Annotated in this window: 12 protein-coding genes and 2 pseudogenes; 5 read left to right on the top strand and 9 right to left on the bottom strand. The window is 37.6% G+C overall.

Going from position 1 to position 16,157, the window contains the following annotated elements:
• Window positions 1-382 precede the first annotated feature (382 nt).
• From B1NLA3E_RS05455 to B1NLA3E_RS25180, 8 genes and pseudogenes are all read right to left on the bottom strand, one after another.
• On the bottom strand, window positions 383-1,258 hold the full coding sequence (locus B1NLA3E_RS05455; RefSeq protein WP_015592841.1) for an SDR family oxidoreductase: 876 nt from the start codon (window positions 1,256-1,258) through the stop codon (window positions 383-385).
• 530 nt (window positions 1,259-1,788) lie between these two features.
• Window positions 1,789-2,247, bottom strand: coding sequence for a FusB/FusC family EF-G-binding protein (locus tag B1NLA3E_RS05450; RefSeq protein WP_236619608.1), 459 nt, complete (start codon window positions 2,245-2,247; stop codon window positions 1,789-1,791).
• Window positions 2,248-2,581: 334 nt separating this feature from the next.
• Window positions 2,582-2,794, bottom strand: a pseudogene (locus B1NLA3E_RS25545) (CD3324 family protein); the annotation flags it as partial.
• A 115-nt stretch (window positions 2,795-2,909) separates the two neighbouring features.
• Entirely contained in the window at window positions 2,910-3,395 is a 486-nt protein-coding gene (locus tag B1NLA3E_RS05445; RefSeq protein WP_015592839.1) for a hypothetical protein, read from the bottom strand.
• 237 nt (window positions 3,396-3,632) lie between these two features.
• Window positions 3,633-4,895, bottom strand: coding sequence for a nucleotide sugar dehydrogenase (locus tag B1NLA3E_RS05440; RefSeq protein WP_236619607.1), 1,263 nt, complete (start codon window positions 4,893-4,895; stop codon window positions 3,633-3,635).
• Entirely contained in the window at window positions 4,888-6,414 is a 1,527-nt protein-coding gene (locus B1NLA3E_RS05435; RefSeq protein ID WP_015592837.1) for a glycosyltransferase family 2 protein, read from the bottom strand. Before B1NLA3E_RS05435 ends, B1NLA3E_RS05440 begins: the two co-directional genes overlap by 8 nt.
• A 141-nt stretch (window positions 6,415-6,555) precedes the next feature.
• Window positions 6,556-7,440 (bottom strand): glycosyltransferase family 2 protein, encoded by an 885-nt coding sequence (locus B1NLA3E_RS05430; protein ID WP_015592836.1) that lies wholly within the window; start codon window positions 7,438-7,440, stop codon window positions 6,556-6,558.
• A 609-nt stretch (window positions 7,441-8,049) separates the two neighbouring features.
• A complete protein-coding gene (locus tag B1NLA3E_RS25180) occupies window positions 8,050-9,780 on the bottom strand; it encodes a hypothetical protein (protein WP_041580323.1) in 1,731 nt (576 codons plus the stop codon).
• A 279-nt stretch (window positions 9,781-10,059) separates the two neighbouring features.
• Here B1NLA3E_RS25180 and B1NLA3E_RS05420 point away from each other — a divergent pair, with 279 nt between their 5' ends.
• Window positions 10,060-11,052, top strand: a complete 993-nt coding sequence (locus tag B1NLA3E_RS05420; RefSeq protein WP_051120195.1) for an NAD-dependent epimerase — start codon at window positions 10,060-10,062, stop codon at window positions 11,050-11,052.
• 242 nt (window positions 11,053-11,294) lie between these two features.
• Window positions 11,295-11,972, top strand: coding sequence for a DUF7164 domain-containing protein (locus B1NLA3E_RS05415; RefSeq protein ID WP_015592833.1), 678 nt, complete (start codon window positions 11,295-11,297; stop codon window positions 11,970-11,972).
• Window positions 11,973-12,158: 186 nt separating this feature from the next.
• Here B1NLA3E_RS05415 and B1NLA3E_RS05410 read toward each other — a convergent pair whose 3' ends face one another.
• Window positions 12,159-13,085: a glycosyltransferase family protein gene (locus tag B1NLA3E_RS05410; protein WP_015592832.1), complete on the bottom strand. Its 927-nt coding sequence runs from the start codon at window positions 13,083-13,085 to the stop codon at window positions 12,159-12,161.
• A 793-nt stretch (window positions 13,086-13,878) separates the two neighbouring features.
• Here B1NLA3E_RS05410 and B1NLA3E_RS23665 point away from each other — a divergent pair.
• The 3 genes and pseudogenes from B1NLA3E_RS23665 to B1NLA3E_RS05395 form a co-directional block, all read left to right on the top strand.
• Window positions 13,879-14,138, top strand: a pseudogene (locus tag B1NLA3E_RS23665) (NAD-dependent epimerase/dehydratase family protein); the annotation flags it as partial.
• A gap of 144 nt (window positions 14,139-14,282) precedes the next feature.
• Window positions 14,283-15,122 (top strand): DUF7164 domain-containing protein, encoded by an 840-nt coding sequence (locus tag B1NLA3E_RS05400; RefSeq protein WP_015592830.1) that lies wholly within the window; start codon window positions 14,283-14,285, stop codon window positions 15,120-15,122.
• Window positions 15,123-15,147: 25 nt separating this feature from the next.
• On the top strand, window positions 15,148-16,074 hold the full coding sequence (locus B1NLA3E_RS05395) for a glycosyltransferase (RefSeq protein ID WP_041580321.1): 927 nt from the start codon (window positions 15,148-15,150) through the stop codon (window positions 16,072-16,074).
• Window positions 16,075-16,157 lie beyond the last annotated feature (83 nt).

Below are 16,157 nucleotides of genomic sequence, written 5' to 3'. Positions count from 1 at the left end.
TAAACACAACTGTCTTTCTAAAGCATTATAATGAGTTTTTAGATATATTACAATATTAATATTTTTATTGTTTAATGTTGGAAGCGTTAGAATATTCCCATAAATATTAATATTTGTTGAGGATTGAGATATTTCAGAACGAGTAATTATTATTCAAAAATAATTTATCACTCTCGGAAACAAAGGGATTTTTATACACTTGGTAAAAGGGAAAGGTGTCAGTACATGTACCTGAACATAATATTCCACCAACTTACTAGTAATGAGCAAAAAAGCAGTCCCTCTTTAAAGAGAAACTGCCTTTTTTAATATATGTTGAACTAGTACCCTGTTCCAAGAAAATGTTACACATTCTGACAAGGAATCCTATTTTTGATTAATTTTAATTCTCTGTTTGAGAAATTTGGCTAACAACTTGTTTCAAAGCCGTGCTGATTGTGGTTGCTCGATGACCAAGAAGTTTTTCGAAATCATTGCTCTCAAAATCTAGTGTGCCTTCCCGAATGCTTCTTTGGATGTCAACAAGTATAGAAATAACGAAATCTGGTAATCCAACATTTTTCATAATACCAGCATATATGGTATCATCAACCTGTTCCACAGGTACTTCTTTCCCCAGTACAATGCCAAGAGCGGATGCCAGTTCTTCTTGAGTCAATGACTTACCTGATAGTTCGTAGATTGTATTTTCATGTCCATTACCAGATAATACCGTTGCCGCAGCTTCTGCATAATCTTGTTGCAGTGCCCAGCCTACCTTGCCGTTTCCTGCTGATGTTACCCAAGGAGCTCCTCCAATGACACCTTGAATGCTTGGAATTTCATTCTCCATGTACCAGTTATTACGTAAAAAGGAGTAAGGGATACCTGTTTTTAAGATTGCCTCTTCTGTTGCCTTATGGGTTGGGGCGAATAAGTTTTTACTTTCCTGTGCATTCGCTATGCTGGTATATGCTATGAATTTAACTCCAGCACGCTCTGCCGCGGCCACTGCGTTGGAATGCTGACGAATTCGTGTTTCATTGTCTCCATCCGCAGATATAATTAATAAGCGATCAATACCTGCAAAGGCAGAATCCAATGTTTCGGGATAATCAAAATCTCCGTGTCGAACATCTACTCCACGAGCCCGAAACCCTTCCGCTTTCTCTGGTTTACGAACACTAACCGCCAATTGACTGGCTGATACAGTCTTCAATAACGTTTCTACAACTTTAGTGCCAAATTTCCCTGTTGCTCCTGTTACTAACATTTTCATTGTCTAATTCCTCCCTAAACGATTTATTGAAAATTAATAAAGTTTTAATTAAGTTATAACCATTTTGATTACCTGTAATCATTTTAGTTACAATTAGAGTTTTTGTCAATACATTTAAATAACAATTTTTTGATAGTATACCCAAGCTTTAGAGAATAATAAGGTTATCCCTTTTTAATTTGGCTCTGTTAAACTAGAATGTTGATTTCCGTTCCAGGCGCTTCGCTTTCCGCGGGGCGGTGAGCCTCTCGCTAAAGCTCATGCGGGGTCTCACCTGTCCCGCTGCTCCTGCAGGAGTCACGCGTCTTCCACTCCAATCAACATTGAGCATTAACAAAGCCTTGAATTTAATAATGACGGGTTAGTTCATCTGACTATTTAAACTATATTGTCAAATGCTCAATTAGCGTTAGATAACCAAAATCTTCTTCAGGGACATCACCGGGTATAAAGGAGATTCTAATACAATAGGTATAACTTTGAATTAGAATAATGGGGGAAAAATGATAACTGGCAACGTGTGCAGTTTTTTACATATCTAGTGATTCTTTTAGAAAGGTTGTTAAATATTCAATATTGGTTATTTTTTTATTGCATTCGCTGCTATCAGCACATATAAGATTGCCGATGGCCTTGTAATAATCCGGGTTATTAGCTTGTTTCGCTTTTGTTATTGTGGAAAAAAACGCTACCTCGCCAAATTGATTACAGAAGGAACAAAGATTTTTTTTACTAGTTGGTGTGAATTTACATTCAATTCCGGACATTTTTCCATCCATCTCATATACAATAAATTTTCTATTGGATCTTAGATCGTTCCAGCTTAAATAGGTCAGTTGGCTGTGGTCTATTTGTGAAAAATCAGGCAGTCTTAGTTTTTTATTCTTTGGAAACATTTTTTTCAGTTGCTGCTCGGTGATTTTTGGAAAGGGAAGCAAAAAGTCCGAAAGATGCTGGATATATTGCTCATACTCATCATCTGTTTTCAATCTAGAAAGATCCACCATTTCTTGTTGTTCAGGTGATGCATTTGGAAAGAGGTCCAAGATTTGGCATTGGCTAAGTCGATCACAGCAGCCAAAACATTTGGAGGTACATGCTTTTGGGCGCTGTCCTTAATAAACGCAATCTGTTTTTTTATAAAATTTAACTATTCATTTTTAATAAATTTTTCGATCATTACCTGGCTCTCCTAACATTTTGCTGACATCTCTTATTCTTATTTTTTACAATATAGCAAGCTTTTAAAATGGAGAAAATGACTTAGAAACGATTTTTACATAAAAAAGCACTGATGAAGAAATTTTTCATCAGTGCTTATGTCTATTTTTTATGTGAATAAACAATTTTCTTAATGGTTTGGGTTGATAGGTAATACTCATTAGCTATTTGCTGGATACTGCTGCCACTAATATAAGAGTTTCTAATGGTGGCATTTCGGCGATCCAGCTGCCGTCTCCCACCACTAGATGTACCCCATTTCCGATACTCCGTTTCCGGTTTCGGAATGTATGGGGTTTCCCCCACGCAAAGCTTATCATTATAGCGGAATTCCCTTTTTGGTTAAATCGTTAGCCTTTTTTTATTAGTATATTTCCTCCAGGGTTCATCAATTCAACATCCTTGGACTCATCACGCTAGCGGGGAGAATTTATTCAAACAAACTAATCTGCTCCACCTCTTTCGCCCTAAACACAGCCTTTTCTAACATTTCATCTTTCTCGACCTTTGCATCCTCTTTGATTTGCTGCTCTAGCTGAATGTATTCATTCGTTCCAAAAACATTTTGCCTGATTTTTATCATGTAGATTAAATTAAAGCAGTTCAGGATTGAATTCTGTTTTAAGTCAGTCAAACAAATCAATTGGGTATGATACTTTTGGGCAATTTTAAACAGTGGTTTCAGCAAATGCTCTGACGAGATCGGTCCATACGGGTTATCCATAATCAATACCTTCATATCGGTATTCCGCTGGTAATCATCTTCAAACTTCATACTGATCCGAGTATATGACATAAGCGCAACAAGGACTGCAAAAAAAGAAACAAATCGCTCGCCCCCGGAGTTTTCCTTCATTACCTGTTCCCATGACTTGTAGCCACTGTTATTTACGTTAATATCAATTTTGTAGGCCATTATTTTCAATCTCCCAAGGTCTGAGAGAACGTTCAACAACTCTTTTGTGGACATATATTTACTAATTGCATAAGAAGCATAACGATTTCTTTCAATATGGCTTTTCGTAAGGTTTTTTCCATAAGTTAGGTAAATTCAGCAACTTTTTCATGAGATCATTGGACAGCAGAATTTTTCAGGACCGATACTTCTGCAGATAATTTGTTTATTTTGTTGAATGAGTAGTTGCCAATAAAATTACAATAAAACAACCTTACCAAAGTGCTTTTTACTTTTTATTGCATTCCTTGTGTCAATGATTAGATTCGATTCTTCTAAAATCATGTCATAATCAATATATGAATGATCAGTCAAGATCAATATGCAATCAGCTGCTTTAAGTTTTTCGGAAGATAAGGGAGTCGATTGGAGTTCTGCATTCTTAACATATAATTGGGGGATAAATGGGTCGTGGTAATCAACATTCGCTCCTAGTTCCATTAAGCTTGTAAGAATATCTAGTGCTTTTGATTCTCGTATATCATTTACGTCTTTTTTATAAGTGACGCCAATTACAAATAAATTGGCGGTTGATAATGGTTTTTTTATGTGTTTTGCAATTTTCTCCAAAACAAATTGGGGCATTCTTTGATTTATTTCATGAGCAACTTTAATTGATGCCAATTCGGAATGATGTTTTTCTGCTTTCCATAATAAATAGAGTGGATCTACTGGAATACAATGCCCGCCAATTCCTGGTCCCGGGAAATATGGAGTGAAACCAAATGGTTTTGTACTGCATGCTTCTATTACTTCCCAAAGATTGATCTCCATTTTATCGCAAAACATTGCTAACTCATTCATTAAAGAAATATTTAACAGTCTCTGGGTATTCTCAACGAGCTTACTCATTTCCGCAACTTTAGGGGATGAAACTGTTACAACACTTTTAAAAATAGTTTCATAGATACTTTTGGCTCTTTCAGTACATTTTTGGGTGACGCCACCAACAATTTTAGGAATTTGATGTAAACCGAATTGCTTCTGCCCGGGATCAATTCGTTCTGGTGAGTAAGCAACAAAAAAATCATTTCCTATAGTAAATTTCTTATTTTGGCTGATTAAAGGCACAATGATTTCTTCGGTAGTGCCGGGATAAGTTGAGCTTTCAAGGATGACTAATTGTTCATTTTTTAAAAAAGGTAATGACTTTGAAATGGCATTTTCGATGTATGAAATATCTGGTGTATCATCCTCTGATAAAGGAGTAGGAACGCAAAGAATAATCGCTTCAGCATTTGAAATGGCCTCATATGAATTGCTTACAAAAAAGTTTCCGGTTTGTACCATTTTTTCTATATCTTTATCTTTGAAATCACTTAAATAACTTTTGCCATTATTAATGGCTGCAACTTTTTTTACATCATAATCTATACCGTAAACAACGTGTTGATTTTGTAAAAATAATTGGGCGAGGGGAAGACCCACATACCCCAAACCAATAATAGCAATTTTACTCAAAATTAAGATCACCTTCTTCAATTTTTAATTGCTCCAGCAATTTACGGTTTTTCCCGCCATCATTAAAGCCACCCCTTATGCCTGCTTTTGATAGGTAAAAGTGAATAGCCTCCAGATGATCACCGAATACTAAATCATCATCCAATTGAATTCCTTCTTCCCTTATCGCATAAGGCGTTGAAATTGTATAACCTGCAGTTATTGCCTTTGTATAAGCCAACGCCGGAATCATAAGAGATTCAGTTCCAATATGTTCGAGAACTTTTCTGTTCAAAACATGAGGTGTGCTGTATAGAGAAATATTTAATAAGGAAGGCTTTTTTAAAACCGTATTTAGAAAACTTTTAATGATGGTTTGTTGACATATAGGATACATCGATTCAAGGAAATGGGAGTCTTTATTTAAAACAATGCCGTCACCTTTTTCTGCTTCAGAATAAAAGTTCAATACTTCCCCGGTTGTTAAAGACTTATCGCCTTCTATGAAAAGGATGTTTTCACCAAAGGTGTTATTGGCACCTATTGCCCTTGACATAAACGGCTGGTATTTTTCAGGAAGTTCAACCAGAGTAACTTGTTCTATTTCTTTATACTTATTTATTGAATACAGATCATTCTTTTCAATAAGCAGGACAATGTCTTCCACATTAGCATGAAGTAATTGCCGGATGTTTGTCTCTAAGTTTTTCTTTTTCGATTCTGCTGAGATAACTGCACTTCGTTTTACTTTAGATTGTTTCTTAAATTGGAATGGATCATAATTTTTAATGGCAGAAAAGTCTCTTTCTCCTGTAAAACCGCCCCTTCTTCCTCTCTTGTTAATAAGCAGGTTCAGAGCGGATAAGTGATCTCCTACAATCCGGCTTGTTGTTTTTGCATAGGGTGAATTTTTTTCTCTTGTTTTATGTGCTTTTCTGACTGGGTTAAGACCGACTACATTTACTTTGATTGGGACTGTTATTTTTAAATTTTGCAGGACAGCCATCGCTTGAGCTGTTGGCGGGTCGGTTAAATTCCACCAGCCAATTTTATGAAGGGCTGACTTACTTATTGCATTGGGTATAGCAACAAAGGAGTTCACAAGCAAGTCTTTCTTTTTCATTAAACTATTTAAGGCAACTTTACAAAGAGAGGTTGTAAAAATTCTCTTTTTTTTAATAAGGATGTTTAAATCGTTTAAGGCAACATCATAACCATTTTCTATAGCGGTAATAAAGGGTTTTAATTTTTCAGCCTTTATAACCATGTCACCATCCAAAAAAAGCAGAATGTCTCCTTCCGCTTTTAAAGCGCCTATTGACTTGCCTACATTGATCCCTAATGATTCAGAAAAATGAATGACCTTACAATGAAGATTTTTTGCAATTTTTCCTGTATCGTCGGTTGAGCCGTTCACCACAACAATAGTTTCATGAGGGTTTAGTTTTTTGATTTCATTGATTAGTCCACCAATTGTTTCTTGTTCGTTTTGGGCTTGAATAATAACAGATACTTTTGAGTTTTTTTTGGGAACACCCATTTCAATCTCCTTTCTGTTCTTTCAGAAATATAATATGGACAAAAGTGAAATTGGAAACGGCTTTCGCGGAGGGAATATGCTATTGAGTTTCTTTTTTTAACAAAAGAAATAACCTCTCCTAAATTTCGGAGAGGTTATGATTTAAAATTGAACATTAAACCGTTTCATATACCAATCATCATCATACTTGCGTTTTTTTAAGTAACGTTCCCGCTGTTCCAAAACATCGCTTTTTAACACTTCTTCTACGATTTTAACTGCGTTCGAATGTTTTATCAGCTTTTTACATTTTTCAATTCTTTCTTCGTTAAAATGGCTGTAAGCCATTCGCATGAAGTTATAATTGACATCATTCCATGTAAACTTAAAGGGTGATTTCTTTCTAAAAATATGGCGAATTTTTACTTCAGGTAAAACGAAACATTTATAACCAAATAACCATAGTTTTAAAGAGATATCATCATCGTTCCTTCCCCACACCCGAAATCCTCTTTCATATCCTTCAATGTCATCAAACACTTTCTTACTCATCGCCAAACATCCTGAAGCTATAAGAGGGGATGCAAATAGTCCTCTTTTTCCAATATTCCACTTGGGGTCTAAATTTTCATTCCATGTATAACCATATCCAACTTTGTTAGGACTATCGGCGCTGGCAATGCCTGGATTTATGGCATCAGCGATTCCTGCCCTTAAAGGTTCTAATAATCTATCCATCCAGTAATCTTCAAAAAACAAATGAGCATCGCAAAATATAACATACTCTCCTGTGGCTTGCTCACCACCGATGTTTCTGGCTAAAGCAGCTCCTGCATTATTGGCATGAACCAGTTTGATTTTTTTATCCTGGGATTGTATTAAATAATCACAACAACCATCTTCTGAGTTGTCATCAACAACAATGATTTCGTAAGGGTAGTCTGTTTTAGTTTTATATAAGGAGTTGATTGTATTTTTAATATTTTCTCCTTCATTTTTCACTGGAAATACAATAGAAACAAGCGGCTTTTCTTCATCTATACCCATGATAACACTCCTTTTACCATCGTCTTGAATATATATATGTGCCCGAAATAACAGTGGTGTGAAAAAAAGTCCATAATTTGCTAAAAGTAGATATATATGCCTATTCAAATTTTTTGTTATTACATATGGTAAATGGACAGAGTATTGAGAAAAAGTCCCTGAAAAGATAGGCAAAGGAGAGTGAAAATATATGGTGTGTGATATTAAGTTATCAGGAATGGTTGGCAGTAGGGAAATCCTTGCAAAAATTGAAGCTACAGTTAATGATGACGGTTCATGTATCAAATTTGTGGTAACGAATAATACTTTAAAACTGAATTCAAATGATCCAAACGAACCAAGCCCCCTAATTGACCAATTTTTCTTTGATTTTTATGGGCCGTTTATTTCAGTTGCCGAATCAAGTGTCAGTCCGGCTTCATGGGCTTTCGGTTATAAAAATGGCGGGTTTATATCTCCAATGGATTGTGGAGATTATAGATATAAATTTTTTACTAATGACAATGATCATAAACTACGAATAAACGAATCCGGAACGTTTGAAATCTGTGTATCAGCCGGAACTTTCTCAGAAAAATTGTTAAATGGTAAACGTGTTTGTGCTCGGTTTCAAAGAGTATTAGGTGGAGGGCAGTGTGCATGTACTAGTGGCTGTGCTTGGGGTGTGTGGGAATGCCTTGAAGTGACAACAATCGCCGCGACGACAACAACCGCCGCACCGACGACAACGGCTGCACCAACAACAACCGCCGCACCGACAACAACCGCCGCACCGACGACAACGGCTGCACCAACAACAACCGCCGCACCGACAACAACCGCCGCACCGACGACAACAGCTGCGCCAACAACAACAGCTGCACCAACGACAACCGCTGCACCGACAACAACCGCCGCACCAACGACAACCGCTGCACCGACGACAACGGCCGCACCGACGACAACAGCCGCACCGACGACAACAGCCGCACCGACGACAACAGCCGCACCGACGACAACAGCCGCACCAACGACAACAGCAGCGCCGACGACAACAGCCGCACCGACGACAACGGCCGCACCGACGACAACGGCTGCACCAACAACAACCGCCGCACCGACAACAACCGCTGCACCAACGACAACCGCTGCACCGACGACAACGGCCGCACCGACGACAACGGCCGCACCGACGACAACAGCCGCACCGACGACAACAGCCGCACCGACGACAACAGCAGCACCAACGACAACAGCAGCGCCGACGACAACAGCAGCGCCGACGACAACGGCCGCACCGACGACAACGGCCGCACCAACTACATCAGCCGCACCGACAACAACAGCAGCACCAACGACAACAGCCGCACCGACAACAACGGCAGCGCCGACGACAACAGTCGCACCAACGACAACAGCCGCACCGACAACAACGGCAGCGCCGACGACAACAGTCGCACCGACGACAACAGTCGCACCGACGACAACAGCCGTACCGACAACAACAGCGGCACCAACTACAACAGCCGTACCGACAACAACCGTGGCACCAACTACAACAGCGGCACCGACAACAACGGCCGCACCAACAACAACAGCGGCTCCAACTACAACAGCGGCACCGACAACAACCGTGGCACCGACAACAACCGCTGCACCAACGACAACCGCAGCGCCGACAACGACAGCAGCACCGACAACAACAGCGGCACCAACTACAACAGCGGCACCGACAACAACGGCCGCACCGACAACAACAGCGGCACCAACTACAACGGCAGCGCCGACAACAACAGCAGCACCAACAACAACAGCGGCACCGACAACAACGGCCGCACCGACAACAACAGCCGCACCAACTACAACGGCAGCGCCGACAACAACAGCAGCACCAACAACAACAGCGGCACCGACGACAACAGCGGCACCGACAACAACGGCCGCACCGACAACAACAGCCGCACCAACTACAACGGCAGCGCCGACAACAACAGCAGCACCAACTACAACGGCAGCGCCGACAACAACAGCGGCACCGACGACAACAGCCGCACCAACGACAACAGCGGCACCGACGACAACAGCGGCACCGACGACAACGGCAGCACCGACAACAACCGCAGCACCGACAACAACCGCTGCACCGACAACAACCGCCGCACCGACGACAACGGCAGCACCGACGACAACAGCGGCACCAACGACAACAACGGCACCAACAACAACCGCTGCGCCACCACAACCGCCGCACAAACCAAAGCCGCCGCACAAACCAAAGCCGCCACACAAACCAAAGCCGCCACACAAACCAAAGCCGCCACACAAACCAAAGCCGCCACACAAACCAAAGCCGCCACACAAACCAAAGCCGCCACACAAACCAAAGCCGCACTAACGACGACCGCAGTTCCGACAACAACTGCCGCACCTAAAGAAGAGTGTTCGGAAAATAACGAATAAGATCAAACTATCTTAATAGAAGGTAATCAACCACATCTAGGACTGGAGATTAATAATTATGACAAAATGCTTTGCTTTTGCAAAGTGTTTTGTTACTTCTTTAAAATTGCATTTTATAACGAAATTCAGATTTAGGTAGTAAAGTATAATAAATTTTTAGACAAGTAATTGGAGGGAAATATATTGATATTAATTACCGGATGTGCAGGTTTTATTGGTTTCCATCTAACAAAAAGACTTCTCGAGGATGGCTTCGAGGTCATCGGTATTGATAATTTAAATGACTATTATGATGTCTCTTTAAAAAAATCGCGTCTCAACCTATTATTGCCTTTTAGGAGTTTCACTTTTAAAAAAGTAAATTTGGAGGATAAACAAGAAATATTCGAAATATTCAAACACCATCAGCCTTCAGTGGTTATTAATCTAGGCGCCCAGGCTGGAGTACGATACAGCCTGATAAATCCCCATGCTTATGTAGACTCTAACATTACTGGATTTTTAAATATTTTAGAAGAGTGCAAGCGCATAAAGGTTAAGCATCTTATTTACGCTTCAACAAGCTCAGTTTATGGAATAAACGACAAATTGCCATTTGCCACGGAACAACCTGTGGACCATCCTATCAGTGTATATGCAGCCACCAAGAGAGCAAATGAACTATTTGCTCATACTTATAGCCATTTATTTGGACTGCCTACTACTGGACTGAGATTCTTCACAGTATATGGACCATGGGGAAGACCGGATATGGCATTGTTTTTATTTACAAAATCAATTTTAAACAATGAGCCAATAAAAATTTTTAATTATGGACTTATGAAACGTGATTTTACTTATGTTGATGATATTATTGAAAGCATCGTTAGGTTGATCCCACTCCCACCTGTTCCAAATAGCAGCTGTAATTTACAACCTAACCAAAGTAAAGCGCCGTTTCAAATTTTTAATATCGGAAATAACAGTCCTGTAAATTTAATTAAATTTATTGACGCTATAGAGGAAAAATTGGGCATGAAAGCCAAGAAAGAATTTTTACCCCTTCAGGAAGGGGATGTTCCTGAAACATTTGCAGATGTTGAGGATCTATATAGTAAAATCAATTTTCGTCCAAAAACATCGGTGGAAGAAGGAATTGGAAAATTTATTGATTGGTATAAAGATTATTATTAAGTAGTTTAGATTTTCAAGATTCCAATGAAAATGCGGACAATAATTATTAACATAATTACTTTAAAAAATGCTTTACCTCTCTCCATTCGATTATTTCTGAATATAAATAAGTAAATAATCATCCCAGGAGTGAAATAATTGAAAAGAGCAGTTATTGTTTTTTTAGAAAATAGAAAGAGATTGTTGCTGCAGTTTAGCTGGCTTTATACTTCACTTAAATACATTCATTCAGTGATGCTGAATTGGTCGTATTTGGGACAAAGGATGCTCTTCTAAATATTCCAGATGATTGTATTAAAATTGAAGTTAAAAAAGCCAGTGAACCTCCAGAAGTTGCAAAATACCAGCGAATTAATTCGATTCACTACTATATTGACCCGCAAATAGATATTTTAAATCAATATGACTATATTTTAAGAACCGATGCCGACACATTCCTGACACCAGCCTGGAATCAGTATTATCCTGAACTTTACACAACCGGAAAAGGCGGCTATGTTTCTACAAGTGAAGTAAAAGAGAACATAAAACGAGTTGCTGAAATTCGTGGCTTAATACACAAAGGACGCCATAATATTGGAGCAGCTCATTACGGTCCGCCTCATGAGGTTATCAGGGTATCGCAACAGGCCGTTAAGATAGCAAAGTATTTACTAACCCATGACTTTAAAGATCAAAAGGGGAAATGGCCAGGGTGGTATGGCGGCGTTATCAATATGTACAGTAATGAAATTGCGATGAATCACTACATTCCAAATTTCAAAATAGATAAAATGAATTTGGTTTTTCTCAACACTTCATCTGATTCGGTGCATAATCATGCTCACATCCATTGTTGGCATACGAAAGACATTTTTTCTAAATTTCGATTTGAACGCGGTGAATACGATCGTATCAGGAATGAAGAATTTAGATATTGATAAAGTGAAAGATTATTGCCTCTATCTTGCTTTCAAAGCAAGGAAAAACAAAATTTGATTAACTTAGTTTTTTCAAAAGAAAAAAGCTTCTGCTTACAGTGAAAAACTGTAAATCAGAAGCTTTTTATTCATTAGATCATTTGGGATAAAAATAACTTTAAACAACAGGGAATTATTAACATTCTTCTAGACTGATAATATTTCTTCAATCATTTTTAAAAGCTCCTTAGCGCGTACTGCAGAAGAATGCCTGTCATGCACTAACTTGTAACCATTCTCAGCTATTCTTTCTCGCTCTTCATCATTAAGCAAATAGTATTTAGCTTTCGCAACAAAATCATGTTCGTTAATTGCTACAAAATTTTCACCAGAACGGAAACCTAAATCATAAAGGTCAGGGGAGTCTGGTGCAAGTAAGAGAGTCTTACAGGCAGGAACTTCAAAATACTTTGCTACTACATATTGAGTTATCGAATCACATGTAAAAAAAACTTTAGCTCTGTTTATTTCCCTTGCATATCTCTCCCTTACAAAAAACTTTTTATTGTCATTTACTATTCTTTGTTTTGGGGGTGAATGATAGATGAAATTCGGATGATTTGATAAGGTTTTTAGTATTGTATTTCTTAATGGATACCATTTTTTCGATGTATTCCCCATCATAAGCATATCAATATCTTTAGGATGATTATAATCTTTAAATATCTCAGTATTAACATGGTTGGGTAACCATTTCGTCATATTTTTTAATTGTGGAAACTTTTTGCGGAAATTATCTTTAAAACATGTAAAGATATGTTTAACATTGTCATCAATTACATACTTTGGTAGGTTGTTAAGGTTATGAAGGTCCCTAATAAATATACCATAAGGTATTTTTAATGAACTTAATCCAGTAATAGGAGGAGATATTTGTGAACTTGACTTATAATTCAGTATTAGAATAAAATCTGGAACGAATCTTATTTTATTAAGAATATCATGTATATTTCCAGGTTCATGCCAAATTTCTAAATCAGTTATTTTAGACAATTCTACCCCAAGGAAATATTGTTTAGGGTTGCCCCATTGGCTAAAATCCCCCATTATTAGTAATACTTTAAGCTTATTCATTATAAAATAAACCCTTCCTTCAAAGTTTATAAATAGTTAAAAAAACTCTTCCCATTCTTTCCAGCAAACACCCCATGTCCATTCTTGAAGGATACTTTCTCAAATTGATTGTCCCATCTTTTTTCGTTTGTCAGGATTGTTCATTTGTCCTCTCAAGTTACTTGATCGCGAAATTTCAAATCAAATTGCAGGTTTTTTGTTGGTAATTTCATCATATCTTTCGCGCGATGGTGAAATGCCTAGCCAGGTTTGTCAGGAACTAATAATACCTTTCGAACATTTTTTTTTTCTGATTCAAAAAAATTACTCCCTTCAATAGAAAAGGTTACGCAAATATTTATGGTATGATATTTTATTCATTTAACCTTCAATAAGTACTAGGAGAAACATACAAATCCTTTTATTTAGATTAAAAAAGCGGCTGTCAATAAGTTATTAACAGTCGCTAGTTCCTAGTTTGATAATTTGTTTAAAAATAAAATATATTATTCTCATAAAGTCGGTAAAGCCTGGGGATCAAGCTTTTGTTAAAACATGGGTTGAAACAAACCAAGGATTAAAAACGGTCTATGGTTTTCAAATTGTAAACGGTGGAGATGAAATATACACAGAAGGGACAAGTCACTCATATTGTTGTAAAAAAAGACCAGGACAATTTCAAACCTGTTAAATTTAAAAAGGCTTTCCCCGAATGGTTTCAAAAATATGAAGAGATAAAGAGGAAATGAACTAAATCATTTAAGAAAAAAAGCGATTGCTTTAAAAGGCAATTGCTTTTTTTCTTAATGAACGACAAATGCCATTTGCACCGGACCACTCTGTGGACCATCCTATAAGTGTTTATGCAGCTACTAAGAGAGCAAATGAACTTTTTGCTCATACTTATAGCCACTTATATGGGCTGCCTACTACTGGGCTAAGATTCTTCACAGTATATGGACCATGGGGATTACAAAATCAATTTTAAACAAAGAGCCAATCAAGATTTTTAATAATGGGATTATGAAACGTGATTTTACTTATGTTGATGATGTGGTTGAAAGCATCGTAAGATATAAAGTAAATTAATTTTCCAATATTCACATAAATGTAGAAAATATTTGCAAACAAATTTTTTTTAAAAAACCGCTTTTTTCTTTCGCGATTCGTTTAATTCTGAATATAAATAAGTAAATAATCATCCCAGGAGTGAAATAATTGAAAAGAGCAGTCGTTGTTTTTTTAGAAAATAGAAAGAGATTGTTGCTGCAGTTTAGCTGGCTTTATACTTCACTTAAATATATTCAGTCTAATGATACCGAATTGGTTGTATTTGGGACCAGGGATGCTCTTCTAAATATTCCAGATGATTGTATTAAAATTGAAGTTAAAAAAGCCAGTGAACCTCCAGAAGTTGCAAAATACCCGCGAATTAATTCGATTCACTACTATCTTGACCCGCAAATAGATATTTTAAATCAATATGACTACATTTTAAGAACCGATGCCGACACATTTCTAACACCTGCCTGGAATCATTATTTTCCTGAACAATACACAACCGGAAAAGGCGGCTATGTTTCTACAAGTGAAGTAAAAGAGAACATAAAACGAGTTACTGAAATTCATGGCTTAAAACACAAAGGACTCCATAATATTGGAGCAACTCATTACGGTCCGCCGCATGAGGTTATCAGGGTATCCCAACAGGCGGTTAAGATAGCAAAGTATTTACTAACCCATGACTTTAAAGATCAAAAGGGTAAATGGCCGGGGTGGTATGGCGGTGTTATCAATATGTATAGTAATGAAATTGCAGTGAATCACTATATTCCAAATTTTAAAATAGATAAAAAGAATTTGGATTTTCTCAGCACTTCATCTGATTCGGTACATGATCATGCGCACATCCATTGTTGGCATACGAAAAACATTTTTTCAAAATTCCGATTTGAACGCGGTGAATACGATCATATCAGGATTGAAGATTTAGATGTTGATAAAGTGAAAGATTATTGCCTCTATCTTGCTTTTAATGCAAGGGAAAGCCAAATCTAATTGCGACAGGAATGAGAATAAGATTATGAATGAAACAAAGACACCTGTTAGAAAGATTTTATTGGTACCCGACAATCCTGGATGGGCATTTGATAATCGAGCTAAGAAAATTATTAGCTTACCGACAAATAACCTACAATTTGAAATAAAATATTATAAACAAGTAACGAAAAAGGACATTAATGAATATGATCTAATTTATCCGATGTCAGTTGGGAAAGCCAAAGGTCTCCATCAAAAAGGGATTCCTGCCAATAAGATGGCTGCGGGCCTTACATCTGTTCGGCAATTTAAGCGGCATATGACGAGCAAAGGTACCTTTAAAAATGATTTTATTACCTTTTTAAAAGGGTTAAGGGGGGTTAATTCTCTTTCAGATGAATTATTCCAACATTTTACACCTTACCGCAAAATTATTCATACTAAAGTAGGTGTTGATGAAAACCAATTTACACCATCTAAACTCCCAATTTCTAATTCTTCGTTTACTGTGGGATGGGTGGGGCGAATTGACGGACCCGGACATCGCGAATTTGAAGGCTATGATATTGTTACTTCCGCAATACATGGATTAGACATAAAGCTTGATATAAGAACATTTACTGAAAATTATGTCCCGTTAGAAAAAATGACGGAATTTTATCAGGGATTGGACTGTTTTATTTGTTCGAGTAAATCGGAGGGCCATCCTAACCCGGTTTTTGAGGCTGCTGCGTGCGGAGTTCCGATTATTTCAACGAAAGTCGGGTCTGTTCCCGAGCTTATTAAATCACATGATAACGGAATTATCGTTAAAAGAGACCCTCAATCAATCCGAGAAGCAATTCAATATTTAATGAATCATCCTGATAAACAGAAATCGATGGGACAATCTATTCGGAAAACAATTCTAAAGGAATGGACATGGAAAACGTGCTGGAAGGAATGGGAAGATTTTTTTACATCCATTTAGAGTTTTAAAAAATTTGAGAACGGTTCATTATACTGAAAAAAGATGGCTGTTTACAATTCTAAAGACAGCCTTATTTTATTTAC

This window comes from Bacillus sp. 1NLA3E (genome assembly GCF_000242895.2).
Taxonomy (GTDB): domain Bacteria; phylum Bacillota; class Bacilli; order Bacillales; family Cytobacillaceae; genus Bacillus_BU.
Note: the sequence above shows the minus strand (reverse complement) of the source record. Positions and strands in the feature narration are given on the sequence as shown.